The organism is Geomicrobium sp. JSM 1781026, from assembly GCF_041949955.1.
Lineage (GTDB): Bacteria > Bacillota > Bacilli > Bacillales > Marinococcaceae > Geomicrobium_A.
On sequence record NZ_JBHFQF010000008.1, the window covers coordinates 13,495 to 31,811 of the forward strand.

Below are 18,317 nucleotides of genomic sequence, written 5' to 3' on the forward strand. Positions count from 1 at the left end.
CTTTATCCTTCCGTCGGTTTTGTAGATACAAAGAGACTAGGTTAGCAGGTGAAAACATGACAGCGGAAAAACTACTGGAAGTCAAAAATTTAAAAAAGCATTTTCACGTCGGTAAAAATCAAGTTCTAAAAGCCGTGGATGACATTTCCTTTGACATTTATAAAGGAGAGACATTTGGTCTTGTCGGTGAATCTGGTTGTGGTAAGTCAACGACCGGAAGAACAATCATTAACTTGTACAACAGCAGTGAAGGTCATGTGCAATTTAACGGTCAAGAAGTGGCTCATATCCGTGGCCGGAAACGAAAAGATTTCAATCAAAAGGTGCAAATGATCTTTCAAGATCCATACGCTTCCCTAAACCCTAGGATGAATGTTGCGATGTGTATCGGTGAAGGCATGGACATCCATAAGTTGTACCCGGGCAAAAAACGTGAGAAGAGAATTCACGAATTACTAGAAACAGTAGGACTGCAAAAAGAACATGCGAGCCGTTATCCACACGAATTTAGTGGTGGGCAACGACAACGGATCGGAATCGCACGTTCTCTTGCTGTAAATCCTGAATTCATCATCGCTGATGAGCCGATCTCAGCGTTGGATGTTTCAGTCCAAGCCCAAGTCGTTAACCTTATGAAAAACTTGCAAAAAGAGCATAACCTGACATATTTGTTTATTGCGCATGATTTAGCAATGGTTAAACATATTAGTGACCGAATTGGTGTGATGTATCTTGGTAATCTCGTGGAAATGACGACGAGTGAAGATTTATATCGAGAGCCATTGCACCCGTATACGAACATCTTGCTATCAGCCATTCCAGTACCTGACCCTTCTATTGAACAAACACGAGATCGAATTATCGTAAAAGGCGAGGTACCGAGTCCTGTCAATCCACCAAGCGGTTGCGTATTCCGTACCCGCTGCCCAGAAGCTATGGACATCTGTTCACAAATGAAACCGGTGTGGCAAGAAGCAAAACCTGGACATTTTGTCGCTTGTCATCTGTATGAGGAGACATCACATGCTCGCTAACTACTGGCACGAAGAAACAACGATCCATGATATTCATGAAGCTTTTCTCGCGGGCACGCTTACAGCTCAGAAGTTAACGATGTACTATATGGAGAGAATTGCACTGTTTGACCAAGATGGACCGTGCATTAACGCTGTGCTTGATATTGCACCAGACGCCCTCACCATTGCAAAAACGTTGGATCAAAAGTTCAAACAATCCGGTCTTACGGGTCCATTGCATGGCATTCCTATACTCGTTAAAGACAACATCCAAACCGGCGATGCGTTGTCTACAAGTGCAGGGACAACTGCACTCAAAGATTGGAAAGCCGCCAATGATGCGTTTCTCGTTAAAAAGCTTCGCAATGCCGGTGCTATCATCCTCGGCAAAGCGAACATGACTGAGCTCGCACACCGCATCGGTAAAGAAGGTATGCCAAACAGCTTTAGTAGCCGGGCAGGGCTTGTTCTTGCCCCTTACGGACCAGATACTTTTGATGTTGGCGGAAGTTCTTCTGGTTCTGCCGCTGCAATCGCCAGCAATTTCGCCGCTGTGAGCATTGGTACAGAAACGTCTGGTTCACTACTCAATCCAGCAGCTAGAAATGCTCTAGTAACCATTAAACCTACGTATGGTCTCATCAGTCGCTCTGGCATCATCCCGCTGTCTTATTCACAAGATGTAGCGGGCCCACTAACACGGACCGTTGCCGATGCAGCGATCGTTCTCGACACGATCGCCGGTGTGGACGTAGATGATCCGACGACGCACGGCGTTCCAGGTTCACCGACAAAATATAGTGAGCACTTGGACGAAGACGGATTGAAAGATAAGCGAATCGGCATCTACCGAGGAGCCATCCCTGAAGATATGACCCCTCATGTGAACGATGTCCTTTATGAATCCATCGTTCAAACGGTTGAATCACTTGGGGCAGAAATCGTTGAAAACATTGATATTCCCGATATTCATAAGCAGATTCCGTCACTACTTCGTTATGAAATTAAACATTCACTCACTACATTTTTTCAAACAGCAACACCACCAACAAACTTTCAAAACTTCGATGAACTGCTCGCTTATTATTTTGAACATGCTTCTGAGCAACCGTATGGGTTTGACAGCTTACTATCCGGTACCGATCGAAAAGAAGAGCTCGCAAACCGGGAATGGCTCTTACAAAAAATCAAGAACGAAGGGTTACATGATGAAGAGAGCATCGAAAACACGATCGCACACTACAACCTGGATGCGATTTTGTTCCCTAGTGCCACTGGATTTGCAGTTGGCGCTCGTGCTGGTCTCCCGTCCGTAGCGATTCCGGCTGGCTTCATGCCAAATGGTCAACCTTTTGGAGTAACCTTTACAGGACGAGCATTTCATGAGCGCACCTTGATTGAAATTGGATCTAGCCTGGAACAGGCGACCCGACTACGTAAGCCACCTGTATTTTCATAACGCATATATCTCTAGACCTTTCTATTGGTCTAGAGTTTTTCGTTCATTAATTTAAAGAAAATTATAAGAACTTATGGCATAATAGAGATATATGCTTTTATACCTACATGTGAGGAGCAATGTGATGAAAAGAACCGTAACAGCCGCCATGGCAATGAGTGCTCTAGCTCTCGTGCCACAAATGACAATTGCCGCAGAATCCCCGACGTTTTTAGATGTGAATGAAAACCACACTCATTATGGAGCAATTGAGAGAGTTGCAGAGTACGGATTTATTAATGGATACTCCGACGGTACATACCAACCTCAAGCGTCCATAAGCCGAGGTCACGTTGCCGTGATTATTGCAAGAGCATTGCAACTTGATCTACCAGATCAAAACACACTGCCAGACAACCTTTTTGCAGACGTTACGAACGAACACCCGCACGCTGCAGCAATTTATGCCGTTCAAGAAGCGGGCATTATGAATGGTCGTGAAGGAAACACAATATTCGCACCTCATCAAGACATATCTCGGGAACAAATGGCTTCGGTTCTCGTGCGAGCTTTTGAACTAGAGCTCATTGTTGAAGGAGGGAATCAGGAACCAATTACCGATATTGACCGAGCAAGCGAAGCCCATCAAGCAAATATCGGAATCCTCTCCCAACACGAGATTACACGAACGAGTGATGGAAACTTCCGACCTCGAGAAAATGTGAGCCGTGGACAATTTGCTACGTTTATTGACCGTTCACTGAGCGTTCAATACACGGAAGCTCTCGGCATTACAAGAGTTCAGCAAATCGACCGAAACACATTTGATGTCCACTATACCGAAACAATTGAGAACTTATCTCCGGATAACTTCTCCTTCACGAACGATCTCGACATATTGGATGCCACACCGATGGAGGACATTGCAGTCATTCGCTTAGTGACGACAGACGATACGTTTGGCATTGAATACACACTCTATTATCAAGAAGGTAGGTTGAGTTTTTCGTTTATTGGTAATGGTGGTAGTGACGTCGAAGGCATGATGCCGGTCGGTACATTGATCAGCGATGTAAAAAAGGTAAAAGGCACCCCACGAGTGGAAGATTGGTTTATGGGAGGAGCTTACATCTTCTATGACCAAAATGGCTATTTCTATGACGGACTAGCAAACAACCCTACAGTCAATGGTTATTGGATCGGTAACCCAACGACCGATATTTTCGGAGCACATATTGGCATGACTCCTACTGAATTGAATCAACATTTCGGCACAGTTTCAGAAGGTGTGAGGCTAGATAGTGAAGGCGGGATGTACGCCTATAACTATGAAACAGAAGATTATGCACTTACGTTTTACGCAGATGAGCGTGGCGGGAAAACTACAGACGCCATTATTCAAAGTAAAGAACACCGCTAAAGCTAGGTTGTTTCTCTGACCGATGCTTACTCGAGTAAAAACCTTCCTAAAGCACTGTCTATGGGAAGGTTTTTGTTGGTTTACGAGGTGTGCGAAAAACACATCATCGAAATTGGAAATCTTACTATTGAAGATTTCACCTAAAAAATGGCTCGTTTCTAATTAAATCAGCTTAAATAAGTTCAAACGCCAATGACACACACCAATGTCAAAAACGAGCGTCGACCGTTTGGTCAGCGCTCGTCTTTTGGTTGTTCCTCGGCAGTTTCAATCTCGTGATCTTCTGAACTAGCTGGCTCGACATTCTCATCCTTAGTTGATGTTTGTTTTTCTTCTTGCTCAGCATGGAGAAGATCGCGAATTTCTTTGAGATACAGCTCAGTAGCCGTTGGTTCTTCTGGTGCTGGCTCCTCTTCTTCATTAGCGCGCTTCTTCATAAGTTTAGTAGCCACTTTTACAAAAATAAAGATGGCCATAGCGATAATAAAGAAGTCTACAATCGCTTGAATGAACAGGCCGTACTCCACTTGTGCTTCTCCAACACCGATGACGAGTGTCGAAAAGTCCACACCACCAAGAATGACTCCGACGAGTGGCATAATGATATTGTCCACAAGTGCGCTAACAATTTGTTGAAATGCGGTACCGATAACGACAGCGACCGCCAAGTCAATCACATTTCCTTGAGCGATAAAAGCTTTAAATTCTTTCCACATACACGTCTATTTCCTCCACAGCATTTGATTCAGTGTTTATTCTACTCTTTTTTATCGATCACTGCCATTGTACAACGGGATGTGCAGATGAGTTTATCTTGTTCATCGGTAATTTTGATTTCCCAAATCATCGTTGTTCGACCTTTATGTACAGGAATTGCCGTCGCATACACTTCCCCTTCCTGCTTACTGCGAACATGATTTGCATTAATCTCTAACCCGACGGGTATTTTTTTTGACAAGTCGATGTTGATTGCCGTCCCGACCGAAGCAGCTGTTTCGGCCAAAACGACTGACACCCCGCCGTGAAGAATTCCAGCCGGCTGATGCGTTGCTTTTGTAATTGGCATCTTCAAGACGAGCCGGTCAGGATCGGTTTCAATAAACTCGATATTCAAATGGTCAATAATCGTGCCCGAAATACGCCCGTCGATATTTTCAAAATAGTCTTGTCCCACTTTCATTACCACCTTGTTATAATGTGTACTGCTCCGTAACATAGTTGAGAATTCCTGTGCGCTCTAGTTTCTCAACCGGGTAGAGAAACGTTACCGTGACGACCCCTGGGTGTCGGCCAATTTCAATGGAACCGTTCACTGTCGCTCGGTTCATCACCTCGGGGACTGTAATGCCTAAAAACTCGGCAGCACGAGCTAAACCGTTTTCTGTAGCCACATTCAGATCTTCGCCTGTACCGATAAATGAAATGGGCAGACTCTCTTCGAGCTGTTGAGGAATGTTCCACTCCAACGCTAACGCTTCGGCACGCGCCCGCTCGGCTTCATTGATCGGTTTTGCCAAATAAGGCAAATCTTCTTCCACTGGAAGAAGGATGGGGCCAGATGTGTGTACCCCTTTTATCACTTCCACTTGTAATGTAACGATGCCTGAAACATCGGTCGTATGCCCAGCAATCTCCCCATCCCCTTGCATTGCATGCATGTCACCAAGATACACGCCACCACCAGGAACTTTAACAGGGCAAATAATTGTGGCGCCTGCGCGCAACCGGTTTATGTCGAGATGTCCATCGGTACGTTCTTCGAGTTGTTCCTTCGTCACACTGTATTCGTGGGGAGCGTCTACGAGAAAACTGCCAAAGTCACCCGCATTATGTGAATCTGGTAACACTCTTGACGGAGTGGTCCCTAGCTGCCCAAGAAATGGTCGTAATCTGGCAATCATTCCGACAATATCATGAGGAGCAAAAGTGACGACGGGGTTTTGAACGGAATTTTCAGGTTTAGCCATATAGTGCTCACCTTCTCGTGCAATTCTCTCCGCCACTTCCTTATTAACAGTAATTCCGATATCTTTTGTATCATTAAACGTCATCGTATATCCATTCGTAAAGGTGAACGGGGTGACATCTTCACCGCATTCTACGCAACGAATCGCCCCATTGCCAATGCCATCAATCTTCGTGTCTGGGTGGTCCGTACCACAGCCAGGACATTTCGCTGCGACAAAAGGATCACCTAAAAATCGCCCCTCAACTGTCTGATCATTCCCAGAAGATGTGGCAATTGATGTCGGGTGAATTGAAACAATACGAATCGCAATGGCATCACCTACATCCGCTCCTTCTACGTACACCGGCTCGGTCACTTCGTGCCCACCACGTAAGCTCGGTGTAATCATCGGACCCCAACAGCCAGGCGCTGTGTTCGCAACGATATATCCACCACTTTTTACTGGACCGAGCATCTCATTCGACGGATCCAAAAGACCATTTGTGAATGTGTTGACATAAACGGTTTGATGCGCATTCGTATCCTTCATGAATGAACCCTCCTGTTTTATGTTACGTATTCTATCGTATTGGTCACATCTTCGACATGAAGCACTTGCCCTGTTTCATCAATCGTCTCAACCGTTCCTTCAATGTCTTCGGAAAGGGGTGAAGTTGCGGTCTCGTAGTATCCGAATACAGTCGTACCTTGCTTTTCTTTTGTATCGGAATCGGTATACGTGAGTTGAGTAACTGAACTAAGCGCAAGTAATGAAGTAATCATTCCTGTTGTCATTTTATTCATGGTCAACCATCCCCTTCTAAAGGTTATACGTTCACTGTACAAGAACGATCTGAAGTTCGTCTGAAGTTGAGGTGAAAAACCATGAAGATTATGTGAAAATAAGCAACTGGAGTGATTCTTACTAAACTATTCGACAAAACTCGTGATTTCCCTTGCACGATTGTGATTAAAAACGATCCACACAGGGAAATGTTGAAACAGTGAGGGAAAGGGTGAAAAGAAGCATGTCTTGGCCTGCAATTGTTTTTTTAAGCATCTTACTTTTAAATATTATTTTTGGCCTTATTATTATTTTTCGAGAACAAAAAAGTGCTCAGGCAACATGGGCATGGTTAATGGTTTTATTTTTTATCCCTGTCATCGGGTTAATCCTTTACTTTATCTTTGGCCGTGAATTAAGAAATAGTTCTTGGAATGAGAATGCGTTGTTCAAAACAAACAGCTTACTTCTCCATCAAAGAGAGGCATTTCAAGAAGACACATTGTACCGGAAGTCACCGAGCATGGACGGCCTGGAAAGCCTTATCTATATGCATCTTACGCACAGTCATGCACCGCTGACATACGCGCAGTCCGTCGACCTTTTGACTGACGGTGACCAAAAGTTCGCTTCCCTTTTCCAAGATATTAAAGACGCGACGAACTACATTCATTTGCAATATTTCTCCATTAATACAGATGAGCTTGGCGATACGCTCATTTCACTGCTCACTGACAAAGCAAAACAAGGCGTACAAGTCATGTTGTTGTACGATGGACTCGGTTCATACAAGATTACGAAGCGCTATTTGCGTGACTATTTAGAAGCAGGCGGTAGGGCACGCGCGTTTTTCCCGCCGCGCTCGATGTTCACGTACGGCAGTTTAAATCACCGAAATCACCGAAAGCTCGGAATTATCGACGGAAAAGTGGGGTACCTTGGCGGATTTAATATCGGGGATAAGTACAACACGGAAGATAGCGCGCTCGGCTATTGGCGAGATTCTCATTTGCGCATGACCGGAAGCGCCGTTCACCATCTGCACGATCAATTTATTTCGGATTGGAATAAAGGAAAGAAGTACAGGTCAAAAGCTTTTGAAGATTATGCCGTTCCGGTCTCCTCATCATTAAAAGGCGGTGTACCGATGCAAATTGTTGCAAGCGGGCCTGGCTTTGAGACCGATCAAGTGAAAAATGGCTTCATCCAAATGATCCAGAATGCGAAGAAATACATTTACATTCAGACGCCCTATTTCATTCCCGATATTGGTTTACTTGATAATTTACGGGTCGCGATTTTAAGTGGGATTGACGTTCGCATCATGATTCCTAACAAGCCCGATCATCCGTTCATTTATTGGGCAACGTACTTTCATATCGGTGAATTACTTCGTCTCGGTGCAACGATTTATATTTATGATCGCGGCTTCCTGCATGCAAAAACGATGGTCGTCGATGACCGAATTAGTACAATTGGAACGACGAACATGGACGTACGCAGTGTGAGTCTTAATTTCGAGGTGAATACGTTTATGTATGACGAAGACATGGCCATAAAAATGAAGTCAACGTTTCAAGATGACATCATCGACTGCCATGAATTAACATTGGAAGAATATGAACAACGCTCCAATTGGGTTCGAATTAAAGAGAACATTGCCAGGCTGCTGTCTCCGTTATTATAAACGAGCAGCAGCCTGATGTTTATCTGCGCACACCACCGAGTGAAATGCCGGCGATCAAATGTTTTTGTAAGAAGATAAACATGATGAGCATCGGAATGGTAGAGAGGAAAGCCGCTGCCATCAGAAGTGGAAAGTCTGTACTATACTGGCCTTGGAAAGAAGCAATTCCGACCGACAACACCCGCATGCTTTCCGAGTTGGTCATGACGAGCGGCCAAAGGAAGTCATTCCAAGAGTTTAAGATCGTAAAAATGGCGAGCGCCACAAGCGCCGGTTTGGCATTTGGTAAGATGATTCGCCAATAGATTCCCCAATGGGAACAGCCATCTATAAGAGCAGCCTCATCCAACTCTTTTGGAATGCCCATAAAGAATTGCCGAAGCAAGAACACCCCAAATGCGCTAAACATGCCTGGTACAATCAATGCGTAAAACGTATCTACCCAACCAAATTCTGTGAGAAGTGCATAGTTAGGAATTAAAATGACTTGCATCGGTACCATTAAGACAGACAAAATGAGAATGAAAATCGTATTCTTAAATGGAAACACAAGACGGGCAAACGCATAAGCCGCCATTGAACAGAGAAGCAGTTGTGCGAGTGTGCGCCCAGCTGTCATTAAAAACGTATTTATATAATAGAGAAAGAAGTCCGCACTTTCGAAAACGGCTAGATAATTTGAAAACTGCGGATCACTCGGCAATATTGTTGGAGGTATTTGAACCGATTCCACATACGTTTTTAAAGATGTAGAGATCATCCAAAAGAAAGGAACAACCATGATAACCGCGCCAACAATCAAAATTAAATGAATCCAGATTTTACTTTTCATGGTTCGTACCCCCTTGTTTACGCATCATAATGCACCCATTTTTTCTGTCCCCAGAACTGAATAATTGTGAAGAGGAGAATCATAAGGAATAAAATGAAGGCTTGAGCGGATGCATACCCCATTTGACTTAACATAAATCCAGATTCATACACGCCGTACACAATCGTCCGAATCGGATTGACGATCGCAGGTGTGTCACCGATCATGACGAAAATTAGGTCAAACACTTGTAAAGACGTAATCATTGAAGTAACCGTCACAAAAAAGAGTGTAGGTGTAATTAACGGAAGGGTAATCTTAAAGAAATGATTCATTTTTGACGCCCCGTCAATTTTGCTCGCCTCGTAATAGGTTGTGGATACCCCTTGTAAACCGGCGAGAATCAAAATGACACTGTTACCGACCGTCATCCATACGTAGACGGCAATAACCGAAAGAAGGGCGATGTTTGGATTAAAGAGCCACTCTGGTTCAGGTAAACCGATGATTCCAAGTACATAGTTAATCAGACCAAACTCGGTGTTATAAAGCCACAACCAGACCATTCCTACCGCTACAGGCATCGTCACGACGGGCAAGAAATACAATGTTCGATAAATGATCATGCCTTTAATTCGTTGATTGAGCAAAACCGCAATCATCGTAGCCAACGTTACGGTGACAGGGACAGCCACCCCTGTAAAAATGATGGTGTTTACGAGCGAACGCATGAAGATATCACTATTAAAAAGAGCGATGATGTTATCTAACCCTGCAAAAGATGGGTCAGTGAGCCCGTCCCAAAACGTAAAGGCGAGTCCAAATGAAGCAAGGGCAGGCATCATGTAGAAAGTGAACAGCCCGAGAAACACTGGACCGACGAACAACACTGCCCATAACCTATGGTCGTGCAACTTCTTTTTCTTCGTGTGCCGAGTACTTGTACGGTGCTCCGTTGCCACGTTCGCCATCTACTCATCCCCCTCTTCCTCGACATCAATACCTTCTTGAAGTATTTGATCCATTTCGTTGGCAACCGTTTCTAACGCTTCTTCAATCGTCTTCTGACCTAAGAAAGCGCCTTGAATCTCGGTTTGTTCGACACGTTGCCACTCGGCTGTATTGTTTGACACCGGGTAAGGAGCACCGGTTTCTTGTGCCTCAAGAAATACTTCTAAATTGACCGATGGGGTGGACTCCAACCATCGTTCTCCTTGTGAAATCATCGCCGGTGTGGAAAAACCGCTGTCGGCAATTTCTGCATTTCCAGTTTCGCTTGTCAACTCACGTAACAAGTCCCAGACAACATCAGGGTCAACGACATCTTCGTTCATCGCCCATCCAATGCCATGGATGATGGAAGCATCTTCTTTATGACTGGGCAAAGGAGCCACTTCGACTTTATCTCCAAGTGTCTCAACGACCTCACCGAGCATTGGTGACAACTCTGGGTACATCGCGACCATCTCAGATTGAAAAAGCTGTGTCATTGCTGATTCAATTTGCATGCGTACGCCAGGCGAGATTCCTTCTTCAATGAGGTGCTCTGAAAATTGCAACGCTTCTAAGGCAGCCTCTGTACCAAAGCCTGAATACAGTCCATCATCACTCACAATTTGGCCACCTGCCTGATGAATGAGGTTGTAATACCCTCTTTGATTACTCGTAATGGTTGCCCCGTAGCCGTAAACTCCTGCTTCTTCGTCTGTTAATGCTGCCCCGGCTTCTTCTAAGTCATCCCACGTCCATGTTTCATCTGGATAGTCGACACCTGCTTCATCAAACATTTCCTTGTTGTAAACGAGCGCAATCGCATCGACAAAATAAGGTGCGGCATATAAAGAGTCTTCATAGCTATATAATTCAACAGCATTCTCATAGTAGTCTTCTTTATCGTACTCAGCGTCCGCTTCAACGAATGGATCGAGATCTTTAATTAACCCAGAATCTGCATAGCGATGAAAGTTGACGGCATTCATCCAAAAGAGGTCTGGACCACTGCCTGCACCCATGCTTGTACTTAGATTCGTCCAATATTGTGCGAATGGGGTATATGTAACTTGCACATCAATGTCTGGGTGAATCTCATTAAAGGAAGCGATGGCGGCTGTTACCGCATCATCGGCATCCTCATCCCACAGGGCAATTTGCAACGTATCTTGCGTGCGTTCTTCACCTGAACAAGAAACGAGCAACACGCTAGCTGCACACGCCAACCCGATTTTCTTACGCATATCCACCCTCCTTATAATTGACTAGATGTGTATCATTTTGCCGGTCTGAAAGGATTGATTCGCTGCAAGTGTGACGGCAAGTGTGTCTACACCTTCTTGATACGAAGCTTTGACGAGTGTCTGATCTCCTTGCCGCACGGCTTCGATGAACGCTTGATCCTGGGCTTTATAGAAATCTTCATACGATGAAATCGTCTTCGTATCATCTGCGGTGACATAGGTTAACGTACGACCGCTTACTTCAATGCGAAATCCGTTCCCGAGAAGCTCAATGCCCATGCGATGATCCGGCTGCGTAAATGTACTCGTTAGATTGGCGATGGCTCCTGAGTGAAGGCGCATGTTTACTGAACTCACATCTGGAATATCCAATCCTTCAATGTGTTTGGAAACCGTTAGCGCCATGTCAGCACTGACGGTTTTAACGTCTCCTGCGAGGTAGCGAACAAGGTCAACAATGTGCGTGGACTGTTCAACTAATTGCCCCCCGGACTTTTCTTGATGCCGATACCACGGTGTGTTAACAAACGAACTCAAGTATTGACCTCTGACCATCGCAACTGTTTGATTACCGAGTAGCTCTTTCGCCTTCGCTACGAGATCCCAATACCTTAAACAATATCCCGAGGCATTAATAATCCCTGAAGATTCAATCATTTTTGCTTTTTCTTTTGCCCGAGACAATTCGAGTTCTACCGGCTTTTCTACCATCAGATGGATGTTACGAGCGACAACTTTTTCTTCCAATTCACTGTGCGCAAACGGTGGTACACAAAGAAAAATTGCGTCCAAGTTCTCGTTATCCATCATCTGCTCAGCATCTGCATACGCTCGCGCATTGTATTCAGAAGCTGCTCTTTTTGCAGCTTCTGTTTGAATATCGGTAACCGCAACAATCTTGGCATGTTCAATATCGGCAATGTTTTTCATGTGCACACGTGCAACACCACCTGCACCGATAAAACCAATTCCAAGTCTGTTCATACAATCCTCCTTAACTCACTGACCAAAAATGACATCCATATGATGGGCCGTGTCTATCGCCAACGCTTTGGCTGATGTGTCATACGGGCTAAGTTCTGCCACGATCGTGCTGTCATAACCAATTTCTCTAAGAGCATTCGCCACCTTTTTCCAATCCACATCTCCAGATAACAGGTTGGTAAACCCTGTAATGTTCCCCGTACTCGTCTTAAAATCTTTAACGTGTACTTTCAAAATGCGCTCATTCAAAATTTCAATCCACTGCTCTGGATAACCAAACTGCAATACATTACCGACGTCAAAATATGCACCGACAAATGGGGATTCACAACCGTCAATAAACGCTGCCATCTCCAATGGAGACAGTAAGAAGCGATTCCATACATTTTCTACACCGATGGAAGTATTCGATCGTTCAGCGTAAGGTGCCAACTCTCGTAAGGCCGTTTGGGAACGCTCATAACAGTCACGATAGGATACATCTTTTGTAACAACGCCTGGGACGACGAGGATCGTCTCCATCTCCATCACGTCAGCCAAGGCCAACATCTTTCTCACGACCTCTTTGCCTTCTTCACGAAGGTTTCCATCATTTGCTGATAATGGAGTTTTCCATAAAAGTGCGGTCGATAAGCTCCGCAATTGAATAGCATAACGATCCGCCAACCGTTTGATGGCCGTCGCTTCTTCGGCTGTCGTTTCCATTGTTAGGCCGACTCCGCCTGGCTCTCCAACATTCAGCTCCACAACACCCATGCCGGCTTCTTTCGTCCATAAAAACACATCTTCAAGCGGTGTACCTTCTGGAAAACACCATTGATTGAGTCCCGTTTGCATGTCAGATGCCTCCTTTACGTAATGGCTATAGGTCGTTTTTGTTTGCTTGATTCATAAGCCGCCAATGCGACTTCTACCGTGCGTAGCCCATCCTCCCCTGTGATGGAAGGTGCAAGGTCTTCACGAACTGCACCGACAAAATCCTTAACAAGTGCTGCATCCATATCATCGCCCCAAAACGTCCATTGGAGTCCATTGCTGTGATACACATCGAATTTCTGAGCAAAAGCATCGACAAATAACGTTCCATCCGTTCCTATAAATTCAATTGTGACATCACCCCACGTCGGAAAATTACTCGGACGTGACCAACTGCAATCCAGCGTCGCAAAAGATCCGTCCTCCAACGTCATCGTTAAGATGCCACTGTCGTCGATCGCGCTCTTCGCAGATTGTTCAATTTCGGCATACACGTGTGTAAATTCTTTCTCTGTAATCCAGCGGATAATATCTGCGACGTGTACGGTATGGTCCATTACAGCTCCGCCGCCGGAAGACGATTTGTCAACAAACCAACCGCCTGGGTTTTTGCCGCGATTCGTCCCCTTAATGGCGACAATCTCTCCTATTTTACCTTCTTGAATGACATTTCTAGCACGCTTAATCGCTTCATTAAAACGAACAGGGAACGCGGTTTGCAATAAGACCCCTGCCTCTTTACAAGCGTTAATCATCGCTTTCGCGTCTTCTGCTGTAGGAGCAAGCGGCTTCTCGCAAAGCACGGCCACACCTGCCAAAGCTGCCGCTTCTACATGCTCACGATGACGGCTGTTTTCTGAAGTGATGATCACAGCATTGACGCTCGCCTTTAACAATGCATCGTAGGAAGAAAAGTACTCTGTTTTAAAACGATCAGCCGCCGCTCGGCCACGCTCACGGTCATCATCTGCAATTCCGACAAGTTCAACTTCTGCCATATTTACGAGCGCATCGGCATATGCATTCGCATGCCCATGAGCAAAGCTTATAATTCCTACTCTCATGACGACTTCACTCCTTCTGCAGTAATTTCCACAACGTCACCATCGGCAATAGATGCAAGTGCAGCATGCGAAATCACGACGGCTTCATACGCATCTTCAGCAGTGACGACCGGTTCGGAACCGGTTTCAATGCAGGATATAAAATGTCTAAGTTCTCGGTCATACGGGGAGAGTTGTAACGGGCTTTCTGGGACAGCAACTCCAGCACCACTCCCTTCAGTCTGGTGAATTTCTGTTATGACGGCTTTTTGTTTTTGACTATCGTAATCAATGACTCCATCGGTACCGGAGAACTCAAAAGCCGTGGAAAACTGGCGATGCGCCCACGTTCCTTCCACATGAGCGATGACGCCACTTGCAAACCGCAATGTCACCAATGCATAGTCCCGTTTTTTCTCATTTACGCCTTTGGCTCCAGCAATGCTCTTTGCATACACCCGTGTAACATCTCCAAAACACCAGCGTAAAAAGTCAAAGTCGTGGATAATTGTATCGAGAACAAGTCCACCGCTCCTTGAGTAGTCACTGTACCAATCACTCGGTACTTGCGGGAATGCACCACCACGCCTTGTCCGAACAACGTTGATCTTGCCAATCGCTCCTGAATCAATCACTTGCTTTGCTTCAACGTACTCTTGGAAAAAGCGGACGACATGTCCAACAAATAATTGAACCTTCTTTGCTTTGCAATAATCAATTAACTCTCTCGCTAATTCTGGTGTTCTTGCGATCGGCTTCTCACAAATCACATGAATGCCCGCATCAGCGGCTTGCTTGACGTATTCTGGGTGCTCATCGGTCGGTAGACAAATGGAGACCACATCAATACGTTCGTTTAATTGTGTGAGCGCTTCTTGAAATGTTTCATAATTATTTGTTTCATAACGTTCTGAAAACTGTTGGCGCTTTTCTAGATTACGGTCCACGACTCCAACAAGTTCTGCGTCAGGCATCTCATAGATCGCTTTCGTATGAACCGAACCCATCGTTCCTAATCCGATAACAAGTGTACGTTGCATACGTTCCCCTCCTAATAATTGATTTGCTATTGAGCTAATGGAATTTGATCAGAACAAGCGACAGATAGTGCCCCAAAGAGTTCAACTTCCTCACTCAAAGACGTAAGTTTAATATTCGTTTTGCTAGCTAGCGCCGGCAACTTCCTCTCTTCTACAATTTGTTGAACTCTCGTGACCAACTGATCATTCCCTTGTACGACTTTGCCGCTTAATACAATCGTATCCGGGCTTAACAAGTGAAGAACATTAATAAACGCGGTTGCCACATATTCCGCGACTTCATTGTTAATGACAATGGAAAGAGGATCGTCGTTTTGCACGGCTCGAATAAACATTTCCGGTGTAATCTTCTCATATTGATCATCCACCCATTCATGTAGGCACGTCTCTGATCTTCTTGCCATTAATAAGGAAATGATTCGGCCTCGTATAGCCGGCCAACTCACATAGCTTTCTAAACAACCACGGTTGTTGCATGAGCACAACACCCCATTTTGAACGACGGTCATATGTCCAATTTCTCCTGCCGCACCGTGTTGACCTCGATGAATGGAGCCGTTGACGAGTAAGCCTCCACCCACACCATCGCCAATCGTAACGTAGAGCATATTCTCTTCATGCAAAGCGCCCATGTAACGCTCCGCTGTAACAAATGAATTCGTATCGTTCTCGATATAAATAGGGACCGCGTAAAGCTGTTGAAGCGATTGCTTTAATGGGTACTCATAAATTTTAAGTTGTGCGTTGTACAGCACTACACCACGATCGGCTTCAATGACACCTGGCAAAATGACCGAAATCGCCATACAATCGTCCAAATGAGCGATAAATTGGTCGAGCTGTTGTAAAAAATTCTGAATGTACGCTTCCCCAGTTAACGACTGCACACTGCTCGTAAATCGATCAAGAACAATGCCTCCAAGCGACACTTTAGCAAACGTCATCGTATGATCTTTTAAAGAAGCACAGATCACATATCGAATATCATCATTCACTTTATAAAGCAGCGGCTTTCTTCCACCTGTCGAGTGACCGATGCCATCTTCTTGAATGAAATTGTTTTCTAATAGGTTTTGAACGACCGTATTTACTGTCGTTGCACTCACATCATTTTGTACACTGATGAGGTTTTTTGATGCTTTTCTCTGTAAACGAATAGTATGAAACACTTGCGATGCAATTCGATTCAGCATGCGAACACGTATCCACTCCTTTCCCGATCTTTTAACATTAACTTTAAAAAGTATAGTACAGGAAGTCGGTTTAACTGTCTAGTATTTTTCTGAATAGCATAAAATTTCGGTGCTAATGACGACCTAAGACCCAACTTCCAACAGACACAATAAAAAGTACATAATAAAAACGTCACAAGGGGGTTCCTTGCGACGCTAATGATCTTACCTAGTCATACACAACTCAAATCGTTCACATACGATTAACATCGTTGGGTCAAACGTTCGACCATACGTTTCAAGTAGATTAGAAAAATATCGAACATGTCCATCATGCCAATACGAGTAACTTAAATCACCTTCTCCTTCAGCGCGAGCAAATTCTTCGTCAACTTCGTTAAATGGGATGAATTCAACAGATGTCTGACGGGTAATGACGTGCGGCTCCCCCGCTCCATTGAGAATGATATTGTACCCTCCCACTTCTGGGATTGCCTCATCATCAATTTCATATAAAACATGAAGTGAGCAAGTTGCTGTCTTTTTGCCTGCAAGTACAAGTCCTAACAATTCATCGGCCATATCTGCCCCACTGCCAAAACTCCACGCTTCTGGAAGGTTTTCAGGCGCATTCGGGTTTTGCTTCTTGTACTCGTTCCAAAATTGTTCAATCATCATTGATTCATTTCTCTCTATAGTTCTGCTGCGATTTCTTCTTTTGTTAGTAGCGTCTCAACAATCGGGTTGCTAAACACATGTTGTTCGGTATGATATTTCTTTAAGACGTCTGTATCTTTCAACATATTTCCAGTTAGAATACATAACGCCTGCTCTTCTTTATCAATAGCTTGGTGATCGACGAGCTTTTTGAGACCGGCAACTGTCGCCGCAGATGCGGGTTCGCACCCTATACCACTTTGGTCAATGACAGCTTTTGCATTGAGAATTTCTTCATCGGTAACTGCAACGGTTACTCCGTCAGTTTCCTTTAGCACCCGCGCTGCTTTTTTCCAGCTCGGCGGGTTGCCAATATTTAACGCACTGGCAACGGTATTTGGCTCACGTTCAGGCTCATATGGTGAACCTGTCGCCATCATCCGGTGAAAAGGGCTTGCCCCCTCCGCTTGCACAATTGCCACTCGTGGCAGTTTGTCGATAAATCCTAGTTCGTATAAGTCTTGCAAGCCTTTGCCTAGAGCTGTACTATTGCTAAGTGCTCCGCCTGGAACAACGATCCAGTCAGGCAACTTCCAATTTAAATATTGGGCGATCTCAAAGACAATGCTTTTTTGGCCTTCGATGCGAAACGGATTAATGGAGTTGCATACATAAAGACCAAGTTCCTCACTGTATTGCTGCAAAAACTCAATACCTTCATCGTATTTACCCTCTGTACTAAATACTTTCGCCCCGTAAGCGATCGTTTGCATCACTTTGTTCATCGAGATGTTCTTATTCGGGACGAACACGTATGATTTACATCCTGCCATTGAACTGTACATCGCAAGCGATGATGAAGTATTGCCTGTAGACGTACACGTAAATTTATTATATCCAAGGCTTCTTCCGTGAGAAACTGCAACCGCCATGCCATTATCTTTAAAGGAACCACTTGGATTTTCACTTTGAGCTTTAAGTAAGACGTTTTCTTTCATCCCTGTATACGTACGCACCTGTGCAGACTGATATAGCCCGGTATTCCCTTCGTACTTCGTCACCATGTGTTCCTCTTGTACTTCAGGGAAAATCAGTTCTTTGTAGCGCCACACTCCGCTTGCTAATGGCGTCATTCGCTCAGCTAACCGTTCTTGGAACGTATGTTTTAATTTTTCTGTATCCACACCATTAAAGTTATGGACGATGTCAAAAAGCCCGCCACATTCACATTGGTATTGAAAATCATCCATTGAGTATGTATTTTTGCAATCGACACATTGTAATTTCATGTTGAGCAGACGCCACCTTTGCTTTTGCTAGTTCCTTC

Annotated in this window: 18 protein-coding genes; 4 read left to right on the forward strand and 14 right to left on the reverse strand. The window is 44.7% G+C overall.

The annotated features are described in order from the left end of the window. Window positions 1-56: 56 nt before the first annotated feature. From ACE1TF_RS14490 to ACE1TF_RS14500, 3 genes are all read left to right on the forward strand, one after another. Window positions 57-1,034 carry an ABC transporter ATP-binding protein gene (locus ACE1TF_RS14490; RefSeq protein ID WP_375017771.1) on the forward strand — a complete coding sequence of 326 codons (978 nt, stop codon included), beginning with the start codon at window positions 57-59 and terminating at the stop codon, window positions 1,032-1,034. Then, a complete protein-coding gene (locus tag ACE1TF_RS14495; protein ID WP_042398196.1) occupies window positions 1,024-2,475 on the forward strand; it encodes an amidase family protein in 1,452 nt (483 codons plus the stop codon). Before ACE1TF_RS14490 ends, ACE1TF_RS14495 begins: the two co-directional genes overlap by 11 nt. A 124-nt stretch (window positions 2,476-2,599) precedes the next feature. After that, complete coding sequence (locus ACE1TF_RS14500; protein WP_375017773.1) at window positions 2,600-3,874, forward strand: S-layer homology domain-containing protein; 1,275 nt, start codon at window positions 2,600-2,602, stop codon at window positions 3,872-3,874. A gap of 233 nt (window positions 3,875-4,107) precedes the next feature. Here the strand turns inward: ACE1TF_RS14500 and mscL are convergent, their stop codons facing one another. From mscL to ACE1TF_RS14520, 4 genes are read right to left on the reverse strand one after another with little or no spacing between them, the layout of a single operon-like run. Then, window positions 4,108-4,590, reverse strand: a complete 483-nt coding sequence (gene mscL, locus ACE1TF_RS14505; protein ID WP_081829042.1) for a large-conductance mechanosensitive channel protein MscL — start codon at window positions 4,588-4,590, stop codon at window positions 4,108-4,110. A 41-nt stretch (window positions 4,591-4,631) separates the two neighbouring features. Then, window positions 4,632-5,048, reverse strand: coding sequence for a PaaI family thioesterase (locus ACE1TF_RS14510; protein ID WP_304412686.1), 417 nt, complete (start codon window positions 5,046-5,048; stop codon window positions 4,632-4,634). 16 nt (window positions 5,049-5,064) lie between these two features. Beyond that, a complete protein-coding gene (locus tag ACE1TF_RS14515; RefSeq protein WP_042398184.1) occupies window positions 5,065-6,372 on the reverse strand; it encodes an acetamidase/formamidase family protein in 1,308 nt (435 codons plus the stop codon). 17 nt (window positions 6,373-6,389) lie between these two features. After that, entirely contained in the window at window positions 6,390-6,626 is a 237-nt protein-coding gene (locus ACE1TF_RS14520; RefSeq protein WP_042398182.1) for a hypothetical protein, read from the reverse strand. 224 nt (window positions 6,627-6,850) lie between these two features. Here ACE1TF_RS14520 and cls point away from each other — a divergent pair, with 224 nt between their 5' ends. Then, window positions 6,851-8,293 (forward strand): cardiolipin synthase, encoded by a 1,443-nt coding sequence (gene cls / locus ACE1TF_RS14525; protein ID WP_042398179.1) that lies wholly within the window; start codon window positions 6,851-6,853, stop codon window positions 8,291-8,293. A gap of 19 nt (window positions 8,294-8,312) precedes the next feature. Here the strand turns inward: cls and ACE1TF_RS14530 are convergent, their stop codons facing one another. From ACE1TF_RS14530 to thrC, 10 genes are all read right to left on the reverse strand, one after another. Next, entirely contained in the window at window positions 8,313-9,125 is an 813-nt protein-coding gene (locus ACE1TF_RS14530; RefSeq protein WP_042398176.1) for a carbohydrate ABC transporter permease, read from the reverse strand. Between the two features lie 17 nt (window positions 9,126-9,142). Further along, window positions 9,143-10,075, reverse strand: coding sequence for a carbohydrate ABC transporter permease (locus tag ACE1TF_RS14535; RefSeq protein WP_375017777.1), 933 nt, complete (start codon window positions 10,073-10,075; stop codon window positions 9,143-9,145). Beyond that, on the reverse strand, window positions 10,076-11,338 hold the full coding sequence (locus ACE1TF_RS14540; protein ID WP_375017779.1) for an ABC transporter substrate-binding protein: 1,263 nt from the start codon (window positions 11,336-11,338) through the stop codon (window positions 10,076-10,078). A 21-nt stretch (window positions 11,339-11,359) separates the two neighbouring features. Beyond that, complete coding sequence (locus ACE1TF_RS14545) at window positions 11,360-12,322, reverse strand: Gfo/Idh/MocA family protein (protein ID WP_375017781.1); 963 nt, start codon at window positions 12,320-12,322, stop codon at window positions 11,360-11,362. A 15-nt stretch (window positions 12,323-12,337) separates the two neighbouring features. After that, window positions 12,338-13,159 (reverse strand): sugar phosphate isomerase/epimerase family protein, encoded by an 822-nt coding sequence (locus ACE1TF_RS14550; protein ID WP_375017783.1) that lies wholly within the window; start codon window positions 13,157-13,159, stop codon window positions 12,338-12,340. Between the two features lie 14 nt (window positions 13,160-13,173). After that, window positions 13,174-14,142 (reverse strand): Gfo/Idh/MocA family protein, encoded by a 969-nt coding sequence (locus tag ACE1TF_RS14555; protein WP_375017785.1) that lies wholly within the window; start codon window positions 14,140-14,142, stop codon window positions 13,174-13,176. After that, entirely contained in the window at window positions 14,139-15,161 is a 1,023-nt protein-coding gene (locus ACE1TF_RS14560; protein ID WP_375017787.1) for a Gfo/Idh/MocA family protein, read from the reverse strand. The genes ACE1TF_RS14555 and ACE1TF_RS14560 overlap by 4 nt, the downstream gene beginning before the upstream one ends. Before the next feature lie 26 nt (window positions 15,162-15,187). Then, window positions 15,188-16,354: an ROK family protein gene (locus ACE1TF_RS14565; RefSeq protein ID WP_375017789.1), complete on the reverse strand. Its 1,167-nt coding sequence runs from the start codon at window positions 16,352-16,354 to the stop codon at window positions 15,188-15,190. 204 nt (window positions 16,355-16,558) lie between these two features. Beyond that, the gene (locus ACE1TF_RS14570) at window positions 16,559-17,011 is read right to left on the reverse strand and encodes an ASCH domain-containing protein (protein ID WP_375017791.1); all 453 of its coding nucleotides are present in this window, start codon (window positions 17,009-17,011) and stop codon (window positions 16,559-16,561) included. A gap of 14 nt (window positions 17,012-17,025) precedes the next feature. After that, a complete protein-coding gene (gene thrC / locus ACE1TF_RS14575) occupies window positions 17,026-18,279 on the reverse strand; it encodes a threonine synthase (RefSeq protein WP_375017793.1) in 1,254 nt (417 codons plus the stop codon). Window positions 18,280-18,317 lie beyond the last annotated feature (38 nt).